The 16,138-nt window shown below is 67.4% G+C and carries 14 protein-coding genes; 6 read left to right on the forward strand and 8 right to left on the reverse strand.

Features of this window, described 5'->3' with window-relative positions:
- Position 1: 1 nt before the first annotated feature.
- Complete coding sequence (locus JMT67_RS02220) at positions 2-391, forward strand: SUF system Fe-S cluster assembly protein (RefSeq protein ID WP_054765630.1); 390 nt, start codon at positions 2-4, stop codon at positions 389-391.
- Positions 391-780, forward strand: a complete 390-nt coding sequence (locus JMT67_RS02225; RefSeq protein WP_201462572.1) for a HesB/IscA family protein — start codon at positions 391-393, stop codon at positions 778-780. The genes JMT67_RS02220 and JMT67_RS02225 overlap by 1 nt, the downstream gene beginning before the upstream one ends.
- Positions 781-788: 8 nt before the next feature.
- Here JMT67_RS02225 and JMT67_RS02230 read toward each other — a convergent pair whose 3' ends face one another.
- Entirely contained in the window at positions 789-2,519 is a 1,731-nt protein-coding gene (locus JMT67_RS02230; protein ID WP_201462573.1) for a cytochrome c biogenesis protein DipZ, read from the reverse strand.
- Positions 2,520-2,666: 147 nt separating this feature from the next.
- Between JMT67_RS02230 and parC the strand changes: the two genes are divergently transcribed.
- Positions 2,667-4,880, forward strand: a complete 2,214-nt coding sequence (gene parC / locus JMT67_RS02235) for a DNA topoisomerase IV subunit A (RefSeq protein ID WP_201462574.1) — start codon at positions 2,667-2,669, stop codon at positions 4,878-4,880.
- Between the two features lie 24 nt (positions 4,881-4,904).
- On the opposite strand, the gene JMT67_RS02240 is transcribed toward parC, so the two are convergent.
- Both JMT67_RS02240 and JMT67_RS02245 read right to left on the reverse strand, forming a co-directional pair.
- Entirely contained in the window at positions 4,905-5,642 is a 738-nt protein-coding gene (locus tag JMT67_RS02240; protein ID WP_201462575.1) for an arginyltransferase, read from the reverse strand.
- Positions 5,643-5,756: 114 nt separating this feature from the next.
- A complete protein-coding gene (locus tag JMT67_RS02245; RefSeq protein ID WP_201462576.1) occupies positions 5,757-6,656 on the reverse strand; it encodes a flagellar motor protein MotB in 900 nt (299 codons plus the stop codon).
- A gap of 123 nt (positions 6,657-6,779) precedes the next feature.
- On the opposite strand from JMT67_RS02245, the gene JMT67_RS02250 reads away from it, so the two are divergent.
- Positions 6,780-7,640: an NAD(P)-dependent oxidoreductase gene (locus tag JMT67_RS02250; RefSeq protein ID WP_201462577.1), complete on the forward strand. Its 861-nt coding sequence runs from the start codon at positions 6,780-6,782 to the stop codon at positions 7,638-7,640.
- 19 nt (positions 7,641-7,659) lie between these two features.
- Here the strand turns inward: JMT67_RS02250 and JMT67_RS02255 are convergent, their stop codons facing one another.
- Together JMT67_RS02255 and JMT67_RS02260 are read right to left on the reverse strand one after the other, a co-directional pair.
- Positions 7,660-9,879, reverse strand: a complete 2,220-nt coding sequence (locus JMT67_RS02255; RefSeq protein WP_201462578.1) for a S9 family peptidase — start codon at positions 9,877-9,879, stop codon at positions 7,660-7,662.
- Positions 9,880-9,954: 75 nt separating this feature from the next.
- Complete coding sequence (locus JMT67_RS02260) at positions 9,955-11,739, reverse strand: acyl-CoA dehydrogenase (protein WP_201462579.1); 1,785 nt, start codon at positions 11,737-11,739, stop codon at positions 9,955-9,957.
- A 124-nt stretch (positions 11,740-11,863) separates the two neighbouring features.
- On the opposite strand from JMT67_RS02260, the gene JMT67_RS02265 reads away from it, so the two are divergent.
- Together JMT67_RS02265 and JMT67_RS02270 are read left to right on the forward strand one after the other, a co-directional pair.
- Positions 11,864-12,415, forward strand: coding sequence for a cytochrome b (locus tag JMT67_RS02265; protein WP_201462580.1), 552 nt, complete (start codon positions 11,864-11,866; stop codon positions 12,413-12,415).
- A complete protein-coding gene (locus JMT67_RS02270) occupies positions 12,412-13,338 on the forward strand; it encodes an L-threonylcarbamoyladenylate synthase (RefSeq protein WP_233455764.1) in 927 nt (308 codons plus the stop codon). The genes JMT67_RS02265 and JMT67_RS02270 overlap by 4 nt, the downstream gene beginning before the upstream one ends.
- On the opposite strand, the gene JMT67_RS02275 is transcribed toward JMT67_RS02270, so the two are convergent.
- From JMT67_RS02275 to yaaA, 3 genes are read right to left on the reverse strand one after another with little or no spacing between them, the layout of a single operon-like run.
- Positions 13,335-14,399 (reverse strand): patatin-like phospholipase family protein, encoded by a 1,065-nt coding sequence (locus tag JMT67_RS02275; RefSeq protein WP_201462581.1) that lies wholly within the window; start codon positions 14,397-14,399, stop codon positions 13,335-13,337. The two genes, JMT67_RS02270 and JMT67_RS02275, sit on opposite strands and share 4 nt — an antisense overlap.
- A 24-nt stretch (positions 14,400-14,423) precedes the next feature.
- Positions 14,424-15,248: a 3-hydroxybutyrate dehydrogenase gene (locus tag JMT67_RS02280; protein WP_201462582.1), complete on the reverse strand. Its 825-nt coding sequence runs from the start codon at positions 15,246-15,248 to the stop codon at positions 14,424-14,426.
- Between the two features lie 52 nt (positions 15,249-15,300).
- Complete coding sequence (yaaA, locus tag JMT67_RS02285) at positions 15,301-16,086, reverse strand: peroxide stress protein YaaA (RefSeq protein ID WP_182713622.1); 786 nt, start codon at positions 16,084-16,086, stop codon at positions 15,301-15,303.
- Positions 16,087-16,138 lie beyond the last annotated feature (52 nt).

The following is a 16,138-nucleotide window of genomic DNA, read 5'->3' on the forward strand; positions in this document are numbered from 1 at the left end:
CATGACAGACGACCCTATTCAAGACAGCGACGCCTTCAAGGAAGCCTGGGCCGAGCCGCAGAAGAGCGCCCTGTCTCAGGCCGAGCTGGATCAGCTGACCGACGATCTGATTCAGGCGCTGAAGACCGTCTATGATCCGGAAATCCCGGTCGATATCTATGAGCTGGGGCTGATCTACCGGGTGGACGTCAATGACGACCGCGACGTGGTGGTGGACATGACCCTGACGGCGCCCGGCTGTCCCGTCGCCGGCGAAATGCCGGGCTGGGTCGAGACGGCGGTGGAGAAGGTGGAGGGCGTTCGCAGCGCCAAGGCCAATCTGGTGTTCGACCCGCCGTGGGACGCCTCCAAGATGAGCGACGAGGCCAAGCTGGCCCTGAACATGTTCTGATGAGCGAACTTCAAACCACATCCCGTCCCCGCCGCCCGCGCCCCAAGGTCGTGACCCTGACGGACGCCGCCGCCGCGCGCGTGCGCGAAATCCTGGACAAGGCCGACAACAGCCACATCGGCCTGCGGATCGGGGTCAAGAACGGCGGCTGCGCAGGCCAGGAATACACCTTCGCCTATGCCGATGAGATCGGCCCCCTGGACGAGGTGGTCGAGGACAAGGGGGTCACCATATTGATCGAGCCCAAGGCGGTGCTGTTCCTGATCGGCACCGAGATCGACTATGAGAAGACCCGCCTGTCGTCGAAGTTCGTCTTCAACAATCCCAACCAGACCGACGCCTGCGGCTGCGGCGAGAGCGTCACCATCGTGCCGGCGGCGGCGGACTGAGGCATGCTCTAGCCGAAGGTGAAGGCGAAGACCTGGACGCCGGGGTCAAGGAATTCGATCTCGAACGTGTGTTCCCGCACCGGGCCGGCTTGGCGGATCAGCTGATACAGACGCTGGCGATCGACGCGGCCCTGGCCCTGGGCGTCGATGTCCGATCCCGCGTCGGGTCCGGGCGGGGCGCCGTCGATCCGGACCCGGAAGCGTAGCCCGGCGGCGCCTTCACCCGGCCCCATGACCAGATGCAGGTCGCGCGCCTTGAACCGGAAGGCCAGGCGTCCGCCCGGCGCCGTCAGGGCGGCGTGTTCCCGCGTCACCCGCCAGGAGCCCGCCAGGCTCCAGTCGTTCAGCCGCAAGGCCGCCGGCCCATAGGTCTTGACGGCGTCGCGCGCGAAACCACCGGGCGAGCGGAAATTCTCGGCCCTGGCGTAGCCGACATAGGTCTCGGGCGAGGCGAGCTGGGCCATGTCGGCGGCGGCCTCGGCGCCCTGGGCCTGGACCTGAACCAGGTCAGAGGCGACGTCGGCGGCGCCCGCCTCTTTCAGCAGTTGCTGAATGACCCGTTCGGAGCCGTCGTAGTCGCCCTCGCCGAAATGGTGGTGGCGGATCCGGCCCTGGGCGTCGATGAAGTAGTGGGCGGGCCAGTACTGGTTCCTGAACGCGCGCCAGACCGCGAAGTCGTTGTCCATGGCGACCGGATAGGTCACGCCGAGACGGTTCACGGCCTCTCGAACATTAGCCTCGGACTTTTCGAAGGCGAACTCGGGCGTATGGACGCCGATCACGACCAGGCCCTGGTCCCTGTATTTCTCGGCCCAGGCGCGGACATAGGGCAGGGCGCGCAGGCAGTTGATGCAGGAGTAGGTCCAGAAGTCGACCACCACCACCTTGCCGCGCAACTGATCGGGCGTGAGGGGCGGGGAGTTGATCCAGGTGACGGCGCCGGTCAGGGGCGGCATGGTCCCCTCGACCGGCAGGTTGGCAAGGTCGGTCGGCGCTGAGTTCGTTGGGACGCCCCGACCGATGCCGCTCAGCAAGGCCTGTTCAAGCCGTCCGGTGCTGCCGGCCGAGATGCGGGTGAGCAGGCCGGTGTCCAGACCCAGGCCGATGACGACCACCCCCGCCAGAACCAGAACGCCCAGACCGCGCCTGACCCATTCCCCCACGCCGAGCGCGCCCTTCATGGCCTTGAACACCCGCCCCCCGACCAGCAGGGCCAGGGCCAGGGAGGTGGCGGCGCCCGCCGCATAGGCCAGGAGGAGAACGGTGGAGCCGACGCCCGCGCCCTGCAGGGCCGCGCCGGTCAGGATCAGCCCCAAGATCGGACCCGCGCAGGGCGCCCAGAGCAGCCCGGTCGCTACGCCCAGCAACAGGGACGAACGGACATCGCCCTGGGGGCCGGCGCCCCGCTCCGCGCGGTCCGTCAACCATGACCCGGCCGCCACCAAGGGCCGCATCAGCCGGTCGCCCACCGCAGGGATCAGCAGGCTGAGGCCCAGCGCCGCCATGACCGTCAGGGCGATCCAGCGCCCCGCCTCGTTGGCCCGCACCGCCCAGCCGCCGCCCAGGGCCGCCAGACTGGCCACCCCGGCGAAGGTCAGGGCCATGCCCGCCAGCAGGGGCAGGCCGTTACGGACGAACGGTCGGTCAGCCCGGGCGAAGACGAAGGGCAGGACCGGCAGGATGCACGGACTGACGATGGTCAGGACGCCGGCCAGATAGGAGACGAGAAACAGGATCATGGAGCGGGCCTGGGGGCTGTCGTTCGCTCTGATACGACGGATAGACGTCTTCGGTTACCTCTGCCGGGGATTATCTCCCACAGATAGACGACCTGTCGGTGTCGAACGGGCTAGACTTCGCGCCTCCGATCCCCGATTCGCTTGCCCATGACGATCCACGCTCCGCCGCCGGAAGGCGGCCGTATCATCGACGAGCCGATGGAGACGGCGCTCAGCCGCCGTTATCTGGCCTACGCCCTGTCGACCATCACCAACCGCGCCCTTCCCGACGTTCGGGACGGGTTCAAGCCCGTGCACCGGCGCATCCTGTACGCCATGCACCAGATGCGGCTGAACCCGCAGGCGGCGGCGCGCAAATGCGCCAAGGTCGTCGGCGAGGTCATGGGCGGGTACCACCCGCACGGCGACGCCTCGATCTACGAGGCCCTGGTCCGCCTGGCCCAGGACTTCGCGCAGCGCTATCCGCTGGTCGACGGCCAGGGGAACTTCGGCAATATCGACGGCGATAGCGCGGCGGCCATGCGCTATACCGAGTGCAAGCTGACCCCGGCCGCCGTCCTGCTGCTGGAGGGGATCGACCAAGACGCGGTCGATTTCCGCCCCACCTATGACGATCAGGACGAGGAGCCGGTCGTCCTGCCGGCCGGTTTCCCCAATCTTCTGGCCAACGGGTCTTCGGGCATCGCCGTGGGCATGGCGACCTCCATCCCGCCGCACAATGTCGGCGAACTGATCGACGCCTGTCAGCTGTTGCTGGAGCGACCCGAGGCGACCACGGACGAGTTGGTGCAGTTGGTCCCCGGACCCGACTTCCCCACCGGCGGCGTGGCTGTCGAAGGCCGCGCAGCCATTCTGGACGCCTATGAGACGGGCCGGGGCGGGGTACGGCTGCGCGCGCGCTGGGAGACCGAGGACCTGGGCCGCGGCGTCTGGCGGATCGTCGTCACCGAAATGCCGTACCAGGTGCAGAAGTCGCGCCTGATCGAGGCGCTGGCCGACCTGATCGAGCAGAAGAAGGCGCCCCTGCTGGGCGATGTGCGCGACGAGTCGGCGGAGGACATTCGCCTGATTCTGGAGCCCAAGAATCGGACCATAGAGCCTGAAATGCTGATGGAAAGTCTGTTCAAGCTTTCCGATCTCGAGGTCCGTTTCCCGATCAATATGAACGTGCTGGACGCCGACGGCACGCCGCGCGTGATGGGGCTGAAGGCCTGTCTCAAGGCCTTCCTGGATCACCGGCGCGAGGTGCTGAACCGACGGTCGCAATGGCGGATCGCCCGGGTCGAGAAGCGGCTGCACCTGCTGGAAGGCCTGCGCATCGTCTTCCTGAACCTGGACGAGGTGATCCGGATCGTCCGCGAGGAGGAACAGCCCAAGGCCGTCCTGATCGCGCGCTTCGGCCTGACCGAGGTCCAGGCTGACTTCATCCTCGACACCCGGCTGCGGCAGCTGGCGCGTCTGGAAGAGATGACGATCGAGAATGAATTCAAGGAGTTGTCGGAAGAACTTGCCAATCTGAAGGCGCTTACGTCGTCGGAAGGCAAGCAGTGGAAGGCTGTTTCCAAAGAGCTTGAGGCGGTGCGCAAGGCGCTGATCTCGCCGCGGCGCACGACGATGGGCGAGGCGGTCGACGCTTCGGCCTTCGTGGCTCCCGAGGCCTTCATCCCGCGCGAGGCCATCACCGTCATCCTGTCGGAGCGCGGCTGGATCCGCGCCGCCAAGGGCAAGGTCGAGGACCCGTCGGAGCTGAAGTTCAAGGAAGGCGACAAGCTGGCCTATCTGGTTCCGGCCTATACGACGGACAAGCTGCTGGTGGGGGCGTCGGACGGCCGGATCTTCACCATCGGCGCGGACAAGCTGGCCTCAGGTCGAGGCCACGGCGAGCCGCTACGGCTGATGATCGATCTGGACGAGAAGGCCGAGATCATCAATCTGCTGGCGCACCAGCCAGGCGGCAAACTGCTGATCGCCTCAAAGGCCGGCTACGGCTTCATCGCGCCCGAGGACGACACCCTGGCCCAGAAGCGGGGCGGCAAACAGGTGCTGAACGGCGAGATGCTGGCCATGCTGCGCGTGCCGACCAGTCCTGTGGGGGATTACGTCGCGACGATCGGCGAGAACATCAAGACCCTGATCTTCCCCCTGGCGGACCTGCCCGAAATGGGGCGCGGCAAGGGGGTGAAGCTGCAGAGCTTCAAACAGGGCGGCCTGGCCGATGTGACGGTCTTCAACGCCGAACAGGGGCCGGAGTGGGCCGACGGCGGCGGACGGCGGCGCAACTGGCCCGACTGGAAGGACTGGCTGGGCAAGCGCGCCGGGGCCGGTCGCCAGGGGCCGAGGGGATTGCGGAAGTTCAGATAGGACGGCGCTGCTTCGGGGTGCGAGTCAGGCTTCCAAACGGCTCCAGCCGAGCTTGCCCAGCACCTCGAGGGGGCGGAAGTCCGCCTTGTAGTCCATCTTCTCCGAGCCCCGGACCCAGTAGCCCAGATAGACGAAGGGCAGGCCCACCTGGGCCGCCTGGCGCACATGGTCGAGGATGGCGAACCGACCCAGGCTGCGGCGTTCCAGGCGCGGATCGTAGAAGCTGTAGACCATGGACAGGCCGTCTCTGAGCAGGTCCGTCAGGGTCACGGCGACCAGGTCGCCGGGCCCGCCGTCGTCGGACGGCAGGCGGTATTCGATCAGATGGGTGCGCACGGCCGTGTCCTCGACCATGGCGACATAGTCGAGCCAGCCCATATCGCTCATGCCGCCCAAAGGGTGGCGGCTGGTCAGATAGCGCCGCAGCAGCTGGAACTGTTCGGTCGTGGCCTCGGCCTCGACCAGGGCGCGCGTCAGGTCGGCGTTGCGCGCCAGAACCTTGCGCTGGGAGCGGCTGAAGGCGAAGTCCGGCACAGGCAGGCGGACGGAGACGCAGGCGTCGCAGGCTTCGCAGGCGGGGCGATAGGCGATGTTCTGGCTGCGGCGGAAACCCGCCAGGGTCAGTTCGTCATTGACGTGGGCGCCGTCCGAAAAGGGGAGGTTTGCGAAGACCTTCCGTTCCGTCTTGCCCGGCAGATAGGGACACGGGGCGACCGAGGTCATGAAGAACCGGAGCTGGCGTGTCGGCACATGTTGGGTCACGACTCTAGGTCCGCACCCGATCTGGCCCAAAATAGGACGGTCTGACGCTCATGCCGCGATTTGGCGCGATTGAGCGCTCGGCGGCAAGCGCCAGGGCGCCACAGCCGCTCAGGATCACAGCGAGGTGTCCATAGGCAGGACCGGGGCCTCGCGCAGCAGGACGATGGCGATGCGGCGGTTGCCGGGCAGGCTGGGATCGTCGGGATAGAGGGGGTCAGAGCCCGCCTTGCCGGCGACCGAATAGACCCGATCGGGGTCCACGCCCGCGCTTTGCAACACCAGGCGCGAGCCGTTGGCCCGTTCGGAGGATAGGGTCCAGTCCGCCGGGCCGCTGGCGCGGTTCGACCCTGGCGTGGCGCTGGTGTGGCCGGTGATGGAGATGCGGTTGGGCAGCTGGTTGATCACCTTGGCGACCGCGCGCAGCAGAACCTGAGCCCGCGCATTGGGGCGGGCCGAGTTGTTGTCGAACATGGACCGGCCTTCCTGGTCCACCAGCTGGATGCGCAGCCCCTCCGGCGTCTGGTCCACGATCAGCTGTTTGGACAGTTCGGCCAGTTCCGGCATCGACTGCATGGCCTGGCGCAGCGATTCCGCCGCACTGGCGAACTCGGCCGCCTCGCGCTTCTGGATTTCGGCCTGCAGGGCGGCGTCGCTGGCGGAGGTGAGGTTTGAGCTGGGGCCGGTGTTGCTCGTCTCCGGCGGGGCCTCGGGCGCCAGCTGTTCGATGACCGACTGCGAGCCCGAGCTCTTGGGACCGTCGTCGCCCAGCGCCGTGCCGCCCAGAAGGCCGCCCGAACCCGAGGTGGTTTCGGACACGCTGGCGGGGGCGAAATATTCGGCGATGCCCTTCTTCTGTTCCGGGTCGGTCGTATTGATCAGCCACATCAGCAGGAAGAAGGCCATCATGGCCGTCACGAAGTCTGCATAGGCCACCTTCCAGGCGCCGCCGTGGTGGCCTCCGCCGGAAACCTTTTTCACCTTCTTGATGAGGATCGGACGATCGCTCACGGACATGGACGCACCCCGGCAAGTTCGCGCCAGCATGACGCGGCAAGGTTAACCGCCCGTTGACCCCCAGCCTGGGTTGAACCCTGGGGCGACCCAGCCTAGTCCAAGGCGGAAACACGGGAGCCTGCCATGAAGATCGCTTTCGCCGGCCTGGGGGTCATGGGCGCCCCGATGGCGCGTCACCTGGTGAACGCCGGCCATCAGGTCATCGGCTTCAATCGCACCCCCGCCAAGGCCCAGGCCTGGGCCGAGGCCGTGGGCGCGCGGGCGGCCGCGACCGTGTCGGAGGCGGCGCAGGGGGCGGAGCTCTTCATCCTGTGCGTCGGCAATGACGACGACGTGCGGGCGGTCGTGACCGAGGCCCTGCCGCACCTGGCCGAAGGGGCGGTCATCGTGGATCACACCACGACATCGGCCAAACTGGCGCGGGAAATGGCCCAGGCCGCGGCCGAGGCGGGGCGCGTCTTCATCGACGCTCCGGTCTCCGGCGGTCAGGCGGGCGCAGAAAACGGCCAGCTGAGCGTCATGGCCGGCGGCGAGGCCGAGGCCCTGGCCCGGGTGGAACCGGCGCTGACGGCCTATTCCAAGGCGATCAAACATATGGGGCCGGCGGGCTCGGGCCAGCTGACCAAGATGGTCAATCAGATCGCCATCGCCGGCGTGGTCCAGGGCCTGGCCGAGGCGGTCCATTTCGCCCAGGTCGCGGGCCTGGATACGGACGCGGTCTTCGAGGCGGTATCCAAGGGCGCGGCCCAGAGCTGGCAGATGGACAATCGCTGGAAGACCGCCGCCCAGGGCCGTTTCGACTTCGGCTTCGCCGTCGATTGGATGCGAAAGGACCTGGGCCTGGTTCTGGACGAGGCGCTGTCGAACGGGGCGCGCCTGGCCCTGACGGCCCTGGTCGATCAGTTCTACGCCGAGGTCCAGGCCATGGGCGGCAATCGCTGGGACACCTCCAGCCTGGCGGCGCGGCTTCAGCCCAAGAGCTGAAGCCGCCGGTGCGGGCGGGTTAAGCCGTCTCCCAGCCCTTTTCGATCGCCCAGACTGCGAAGGCGTAGTCGTGGGCGACCTCCTTCAGATAGTCGAACCGGCCGGCGGCGCCGCCGTGGCCGGCTTCCATATTGATCTTCAGCAGGACGGGCTTGCCCGAGGTGGTGGCGGGCCGCAGTTTGGCGACCCACTTCTCCGGCTCCCAATAGGTCACCCGTGGATCGGACAGGCCGCCCGTCGCCAGGACGGCGGGATAGGCCTGGGGCTTCACCTGATCATAGGGACTGTAGCTCATCATATAGTCGTAGGCGTCCGGGTCCTCGATCGGATTGCCCCATTCGGGCCATTCCGGCGGCGTCAGCGGCAGGGAGGTGTCGCTCATGGTGTTGATGACATCGACGAAGGGCACCTGGCCGATGATCCCGGCCCAGAGGTCCGGCCGCATATTGTTGACGGCGCCCATCAGCATGCCGCCGGCCGACCCGCCCTGGGCCACGATGTTTCCGGCCGTGGCGTAGTTCTGCGCGATCAGATGTTCGGCGGCGGCGATGAAGTCGGTGAAGGTGTTCTTCTTGGTCATCCGGCGGGCGCTGAGGAACCAGCCCCAACCCTTGTCCGATCCGCCCCGGATGTGGGCGATCGCATAGATCCAGCCGCGATCGACCAGGGACAGCCGATTGGTCGAGAAGCCGGCCGGCATGGGAATGCCGTAGGAGCCGTAGCCGTAGAGCAGCAGCGGCGCCGAGCCGTCGATCGGCGTGGTGCGGCGGCGCAGGACGGTGACGGGAACCAACTGGCCATCGGCCGCCGGGGCGTTCAGCCGTTCGACCACATAGTCTTCGATATTGTGTCCCGACGGGATTTCCTGGGTCTTGCGCAGCGTGCGTTCCCGCGACGCCATGTCGTAGTCATAGGTCTGGGTCGGGGTGGACGGCGAGTTGTAGCTGTAGCGGGTGATCGTGGTGTCGAACTCGGATGCGCCCGACAGCGACAGGGCGAAGGCCGGTTCATCGACGGCGATCGCATGTTCGGCGCCGGCGCGGTCGCGGATGATGATGCGGGTGTTGGCGTCGGCCCGTTCCTGGCGCGCCAGATGATGGCGGGTCAGGTCCATCCCCTCGATGAACCGGCCCGGCGTGTGGGGGACGAGATCCGTCCAATGCGCCTTGCCGGGCGTCTCCGTCGGCGCCTGAACGATCTTGAAGTCGATGGCGTCGTCGGCGTTGGTGCGGATCACCCAGCGGTCGTCCCAGTGATCGACGTCATAGCGGACAGCGACCTGACGCGGCTCCAAAACAACCGGCGCAGCGGTCGGGTCGTCGGCGGGAATATAGCGGGCCTCGGACGTCTCCTGGTTCTGGATGCCGATGACGATGAACCGGTCGTCGGCGGTGCGGCCGACGCCGATGAACATGCCGTCGTCTTCCTCCTCATAGACCAGGGTGGTTTCGCCGCCGCGCGCCGGGCGGCGGAAGATCTTGTCCGGCCGTCCGTTGTCGTCGCGATTGGTCCAGAAAATCCACCGGCTGTCAGGCGAGAAGGTGAAGTCGCCGGTGGCGCTCTCGATCACATCGGGCAGGACGGCGCCGGTCGCCAGATCCTTCACATAGATCTTGTGCACCTCGGACCCTTGCGCGTCCTCGGCATAGGCGAACAGGCTGTGGTCAGGGCTGTGGGCGGCGGCCGAGACCTCGGAATAGGCCTTGCCTTCGGCCAGTTCATTGGCGTCCAGCAGCAGTTGGGGAGTCGGGGCGACGATGAAGGTCTTCGTCACCGGCCGGCCATCGACCATCCAGGTTCCCTGGCGCTCGACGCGCATGTAGCGGGGATGCTGGTCGCCCGTGCGGTACTCGACATAGTAGGTCCAGTCGCCGTCAGGCGCGGGGACGGAACTGTCGTCCTCCTTGATGCGGCCGCGCATCTCCTGGAACATCGTCTCCTGAAGAGGGAGTGTGGAGGCCATCATGGCTTCGCGATAGGCGTTTTCGGCTGTCAGATGCTCTTTGACTTCGGCCTTGATCAGGGTCGGATCGCGCAGCACCGCCTGCCAATTGTCGTCCTTCATCCACTGGTAGTCGTCGGTGCGGGTGCGACCCAGCTGTTCGATGACGACGGGGATCTTCTTGGCGACAGGGGGTTGGGGCATCGAGGCTCCGGAAGACTGGCGGGCGAGGGCGGGGGAGGCCGAGGCGGCCAAGGCCGTCGCAGCGGTGGACAGGAGGATTTGGCGTCGGTTCATGGTCGGCTCCCGGGCATGCGGATGCGACCTTGGGCGTTTGGGCCGCCCAAGGTCAAATCAAGATCGCGTCGGGCGTCAGCCCGCCAGGGCCTCGACCGTCATCCGTTTCAGCAGGTCGCCACCCTGGCCCACGGCCGCCAGGCGGCTGGAGACATGGCCCAGGACATTGGCGGCATAGAGTTCGTAGAGGTCCAGCTTGCCCTGCAGCCAGACGGGATCGCCGTCGGCGGCGTCCAGCCGCGCCTTGGCGGCCAGCGCCCCCTTGGCCAGCATCCAGCCGCCGATGACGTCGCCCAAGAGCTTCAGATAGGCGTCCGCCGCGGCCAGGACGTCGGCCGCCGCATCCGGGTCGGCCTTGCGGTCCAACAGCCACAGTGTGGCGTCCTCCACCGCCTCGACGGCCGTGGCGAACCGTTCGACCGGCTTGCCGGCATAGAGGCCAGAGAGGTCGGCCAGCGTCGTCTTCATGTCGGCGATCAGGGCCTTGGCCGCCTCGCCCCCGTCCATCGACAGTTTGCGCCCGACCAGATCCATGGCCTGGATGCCGTTGGTGCCCTCGTAGATCGGGGCGATTCGGGCGTCGCGATAGTATTGAGCCGCGCCCGTCTCCTCGATGAAGCCCATGCCGCCATGGACCTGGACGCCCAGGGAGGCGACTTCGCATCCGACGTCGGTGGACCAGGCCTTGGCGATGGGGGTGAACAGGTCCTCGCGGGCCTTCCAGCGGCGGCGCGCCTCTTCCGTTTCGGCATGACGGGCCAGATCGGCGGCGACGCCGGTCGACAGGCACAGGGCGCGAGCGGCCGCGGTCTTGGCCTTCATCACACCCAGCATTCGACGCACGTCCGGATGATCGAAGATCGGGGCGTTGGCCTCTCCGGTCCAGACCGATCGACCCTGGCGGCGGTCCAGCGCATAGGCCAGGGCGTGCTGATAGGCGCGTTCGGCGATGCCGACGCCTTCGACCCCGACGGCCAGGCGGGCGGCGTTCATCATGACGAACATATGGGCCAGGCCCTCGTTCGGACGTCCGACCAGCTCGGCCCGCGCGCCCTCATAGGCCATGACGCAGGTGGGCGAGGCGTGGATGCCCAGCTTGTGCTCGACCCCGACGGGACGGAAGGCGTTGCGTTCGCCCAGGCTTCCGTCGTCCTTGACGAGGAATTTCGGCGCCAGGAACAGGCTGATCCCCTTGGGCCCCTTGGGCGCGTCGGGCAGGCGCGCCAGGACCAGATGGAGGATGTTGTCCGTCGCGTCGTGATCGCCCCAGGTGATGAAGATCTTCTGGCCGTGGATGGCGTAGGTCCCGTCGCCGTTCGGCGTCGCCGTGGTGATCAGAGAGCCCAGGTCCGAACCGGCGCCCGGCTCGGTCAGCACCATGGCGCCGGTCCATTCGCCGCTGACGAGCTTGGTCAGATATTTCGCCTTCTGCTCTTCCGTGCCGACCTGCTCCAAGGCCTCGATGGCGGCGAGAGACAACATTGGACACAGGCCGAAGGCCATGTTGGCGGCGTGGACGGTCTCATAGGCCGCCAGCTCCAGCGCCTTGGGCAGGGCCTGGCCGCCCGCCTCGACCGGCGCCGACAGACCGGTCCATCCGCCGGCGGCGAACTGGCGATAGGCGTCGGCGAAGCCGGGAGCGGCCGTGACGGCGCCGTTGGCGTAGAGCGAGCCCTTCTGGTCCCCGATGCGGTTCAGCGGGGCCAGCACCTCCTGAGAAAACTGTCCGGCCGCCTCCAGCACGGCTGAGGCGACGTCGGAATCGTAATCCGGAAAGGCGCCGGTGGCGGCGACGTCCGCCATGCCGGCCACGGCCTCCAGGGTGAAGGCCAGATCACGAACGGGGGCGCGGTAGCTCATGGGTTTCCTCAATGTCCTTTCCGGCTTAAGTGCCTCGCCGAAGCCCCCCGTCGCAAGAGAGACTTGGCGCAGGCGGGGCAGTCGGGGCACAGTGACGCCCTGCCGCGAGGGAAGGGAAGTCGCCATGGCCGAGCCGCGCAATCGCTATTCGTCGGTGTCACTGGCTTTGCACTGGATCATCGCTGCGGCGATCCTGGTCCAGGTGCTGCTGATCACCGCCCATGAAAGCACCGAGGGGCCGCTGTCTGGGCAGTTCGTCATGCTGCACAAGTCGCTGGGCGTGTCGATCCTGGTCCTGACCCTGGCCCGCATCGGCTGGCGACTGGCGCATCCGGCCATTCCCTTGCCCGCGTCGATGCCGCGCTGGGAGCGGCTGGCGGCGCGCGCCACCCATGTCCTGTTTTACGTCGTCCTGATCGCCATGCCTCTGTCGGGCTGGCTGGCCACCTCGGCGGCGGGACGCGGCTTCGCCTGGTTCGGCCTGTTCGACTGGCCCCTCTTGCCGGTGGGCGGCGGGCGCGAGGCCGCCGGTCGGTTCATGGACGTGCATGAGACGGTGATGAAGGGCCTCTATGTCCTGATCGCCCTGCATGTCGCCGCGGCGCTGAAGCATCAGTTCATCAACCGCGACAATGTGCTGCATCGGATGATCCCCCTGATCCCGCGGCGGCCGTGAGGAGCGCGGGCGACCCGCCGGATCAGGCCGCCGCCGCCCTGCGCCGCGGCGAACTGATCCTGCTGCCGACCGAGACGGTCTATGGCCTGGGCGCCGACGCCGCCGATCCGCGAGCGGTGGCCGCCATTTTCGAAGCCAAGGGAAGACCTCGGTTCAACCCCTTGATCGCGCACGTCTCTGACGCCGCCGCCGCTGAGGCGATCGGTCTGTTCGACGCCGCCGCCCGCGCCCTGGCCCAGGCCTTCTGGCCGGGGCCGATGACGCTGGTGGTCCCGGTGCGGGATCGGACCCGCGTCTGCGATCTGGCGCGCGCGGGGTTGGACAGCGTCGCCGTGCGCGTTCCCGGCCACGCCCAGGCGCGGGCTGTGCTGTCGATGTTCGGCGGCCCCGTCGTGGCGCCGTCGGCCAACCGCTCGGGCCGGCCCAGTCCGACGACCTTCGCCGACGCCGTGGAGGAGACCGGCTTCGCCGTCTCGGCCGCCGTGGACGGCGGTCCTTGCGCCGTCGGTCTGGAAAGCACCGTCGTCTCGGTCCTGGAAGGACGGGTCGCCCTGCTGAGACCCGGCGCCGTCACCCGAGCGGAGATCGAGGCCGTGGTCGGTCCCCTGGACGAGGGCGGCGACGGGCGACGCTCTCCCGGTCGGCTGGCCGTCCACTATGCGCCCGACGCCCCGGTGCGGATCGAGGCGACCCAGCCGCGTCCGGGGGAAATCCTGCTGGGGTTCGGGCCGGGCGTCGGCGACCCCCGCTGGAGTCTCAGTTCTTCCGGCGATCTGCGAGAAGCCGCCGCTAACCTGTTCAGGTTGTTCAGAGAAGCAGATCGCACCAAGCCGGCGGGCATAGCCGTGGCGCCCATTCCTTCCTCCGGACTGGGCGAGGCGATCAACGACAGGCTTCGGCGAGCGGCGGGCTTCGTCGGCTAACCGAACCGCGCCTGAAGATCGACGCTGGAGCGGCGTCCGACGCTGGCGAGACAGGTTTCCAGCCAGTCGTCTGCAGCCGCCCGGCCACGGGCCTTCAGGTCGGTCAGGAAACTCCATTCCGTGTTGAACTTCGACCTCAAGGACAGGTCCGACAGCCAACCGTCGGCCTCGATGGCGTGAAGTCGCAATTGTCGATAGGGGCCTGAGCCGTGTTTCAACTGGCCCTGGCTGATCATTTCGCCGGCCATGGCGATGGCGCGCAGCTCGGCCAGGAGCGGCGCGTTGAAGAGGATCTCATTCAACCGATCGACGATGTCGCCCGCCGCGCGGGGCGTCTCGTCGCGCACCATCGGGTTCAGCGTCACCAGCAGCACGTCGTCCGGCGTATCGTCCCCCGTCAGGGGCCAGAGCGGCGGATTGGTCAGATAACCGCCGTCCCAGTAAGGCTCCCCCTCGATCTCGACGGCCTGAAACAGGTGCGGCAAACAGGCCGAGGCCATCAGGACGTCGGCGGTGATCTCGCTGGACGCGAAGATGCGGGCCCTAGCCTGGCGCACGGCCGTGGCGGCGACGAACAGTTTGACGTCGGACTCCTGGACCGCCTGAAAATCCACGGCCGTCTTCAGAACCCGTTTCAGAGGATTGTGGTTCAAGGGATTGAATTCATAAGGGCTCATTGACAGAGCCAGGGTTTCTCCGGCGCGCCAGAGCGGCGTGTCCTTCAGCCAGTCGGGCGCCTGGGCCGGATTCCACAGGGCGCTGTCGCCGAAGACGTTGCGGCCCCCCGACTGGTTGATCTCGCGCCACAGCCGGTCCAGGGCGGCGCGGGCGTCGCCCCTCGCCAGGCCGGAAACCAGGGCGGCCCCGTTCATGGCGCCGGCGGACACGCCCGAAACGGCGCGGATGTCCAGCCGATCGTCTTCCAGCAGTCGATCCAGCACCCCCCATTGGAAGGCGCCGTGCGCCCCGCCGCCCTGAAGCGCCAGACAGAAGGGCCGCCGTCCTGTCGAGGCGGCGGCCAGGTCCGTCGGCTCGGCGGTCTTGCGTTTGAAGATCGCCATAGGTCGGCCCCCGCTGGGATGATCTTATTGAGCGGTCCAGCCGCCGTCGATCGAGAAACTGGCGCCGTTGGCCGAGGCGCCCAGGTCGCTGACCAGATAGAGGAACAGCCCCGCCAACTGATCCGTCGTGACGAACTGTTTGGTCGGCTGGGCGGCCAGGATCACGTCGCTCATGACCTTTTCAGGACTGATGCCGCGGGTGCGGGCCTGGTCTTCGATCTGCTTTTCCACGATCGGCGTATGGACGAAGCCGGGGCAGATGGCGTTGCAGGTGATGTTGTCCTTGGCCAGCTCCAGCGCCACCGTCTTGGTGAAGCCGATGACGCCGTGTTTGGCCGCGACATAGGCCGATTTGAAGGGGCTGGCGACCAGGCCGTGGGCCGAGGCCATGTTGACGATCCGACCACGCCCCTGGGCCTTCATGATCGGGATGGCGGCGCGGGTAGCGTAGAAGGCCGAGGACAGGTTGATGGCGATGATCTGTTCCCATTTGTCGGTGGGAAACTTCTCGACCGACTCCACATGTTGAATGCCGGCGTTGTTGACCAGAATGTCCAGGCGGCCGAACTCGCGCTTGGCGAAGGCGACCATGTCGGCCACCTCCTCGCCGCGCGTCATGTCGGCGGGGTGATAGCGCACCCGCGCGCCGGAAGACGCCTCAAGCGCGGCGCGGGTGCGCTCGATCTCGGCCGGATCGCCCAGGCCGTTCAGGACCACGTCGCCGCCCCGCGTCGCCACCGCGCGCGCCAGGGCCAGGCCGATGCCCGAGGTCGAGCCCGAGATCACCGCCGCCTGACCCTTCAGATCGCCGATGTCGCGGAAGTCAGGGGACTGGGGCGAGGTGGACATGGATGCGCCTTTCGTTCTTTCGCGAGAGACTAGCGGGGGCGCCCGGCGAAGATCAAGAATTTCCCGACCTGATGAATATCCATTCGGTCTCGGTCGAGGCCGCCTTGTCGAAACCGTAGCCGTCCCGGTCGAAAGCCTTCAGATCCTCGACTCGTTCCAGCCGTTCGTCGATGGCGAAGCGGCTCATGGCGCCGCGCGCCTTCTTGGCGAAGAAGGAGACGATCCGCGTTTCGCCGTTCTTCTCCTCGCGGAACTGGGGCGTGACGACCGGCAGTTTCAGAGCCTTGGCGTCGACGGCGCCGAAATATTCCTGGCTGGCCAGGTTGACGACGACCGGATCGGGCGATCCCTGGGCTCTGAGGTCTTCGGCGTCGGCGTTCAGCTGTTTGGAGATCCGATCGCCCCAGAAATCATAAAGGCTGGAGCCGCGGCGGGTCTTCAGCCGCGTGCCCATTTCCAGCCGATAGGGCTGGATCCGGTCGAGCGGACGCAGCAGCCCATAGAAGCCGGACAAAATCCGCAGATGGTCCTGGGCGAAGGCCAGGGCGGCGGCGTCCAGCTCTCGCGCCTTCAGCCCCTCATAGACGTCGCCGGCGAAGGCGAAGGCGGCCTGGACGCCGTCCGTCGATTCCGGATCGAACGCCCTGAACCGTTCCAGATTCAAGGTCGCCAGATCATCCGAAATCCCCATCAGGCGACGCAGGTCGGCCTTGGTCTGACGCCGCGCCGTCGCCGCTAGGCTGGCGGTGTCTTCCAGAAAGCGACGCTCCGTGCCGGGCAGGGCCGGATCGGCCGGCGAGAAGTCGAGCCGTTTGGCGGGAGAAAGAAGGATCAGCAAGGGACGGCTCCGTGATGGCGCCGCTCACATAGGCCGCTTCTGCGAAGATTTG

Source organism: Brevundimonas aurantiaca (assembly GCF_904830995.1).
GTDB classification, from domain to species: Bacteria; Pseudomonadota; Alphaproteobacteria; order Caulobacterales; family Caulobacteraceae; genus Brevundimonas; species Brevundimonas aurantiaca.

Bases quoted from the DNA above. Each gene is read 5' to 3' on its own strand.
- JMT67_RS02220 (WP_054765630.1), top strand. From the start codon at position 2: ATGACAGACGACCCTATTCAAGACAGCGACGCCTTCAAGGAAGCCTGG.
- JMT67_RS02275 (WP_201462581.1), bottom strand. From the start codon at position 14,399: ATGGCGATCTTCAAACGCAAGACCGCCGAGCCGACGGACCTGGCCGCC.
- JMT67_RS02255 (WP_201462578.1), bottom strand. From the start codon at position 9,879: ATGAACCGACGCCAAATCCTCCTGTCCACCGCTGCGACGGCCTTGGCC.
- JMT67_RS02250 (WP_201462577.1), top strand. From the start codon at position 6,780: ATGAAGATCGCTTTCGCCGGCCTGGGGGTCATGGGCGCCCCGATGGCG.
- JMT67_RS02265 (WP_201462580.1), top strand. From the start codon at position 11,864: ATGGCCGAGCCGCGCAATCGCTATTCGTCGGTGTCACTGGCTTTGCAC.
- JMT67_RS02245 (WP_201462576.1), bottom strand. From the start codon at position 6,656: ATGTCCGTGAGCGATCGTCCGATCCTCATCAAGAAGGTGAAAAAGGTT.
- JMT67_RS02225 (WP_201462572.1), top strand. From the start codon at position 391: ATGAGCGAACTTCAAACCACATCCCGTCCCCGCCGCCCGCGCCCCAAG.
- JMT67_RS02230 (WP_201462573.1), bottom strand. From the start codon at position 2,519: ATGATCCTGTTTCTCGTCTCCTATCTGGCCGGCGTCCTGACCATCGTC.
- JMT67_RS02280 (WP_201462582.1), bottom strand. From the start codon at position 15,248: ATGTCCACCTCGCCCCAGTCCCCTGACTTCCGCGACATCGGCGATCTG.
- parC (WP_201462574.1), top strand. From the start codon at position 2,667: ATGACGATCCACGCTCCGCCGCCGGAAGGCGGCCGTATCATCGACGAG.
- JMT67_RS02260 (WP_201462579.1), bottom strand. From the start codon at position 11,739: ATGAGCTACCGCGCCCCCGTTCGTGATCTGGCCTTCACCCTGGAGGCC.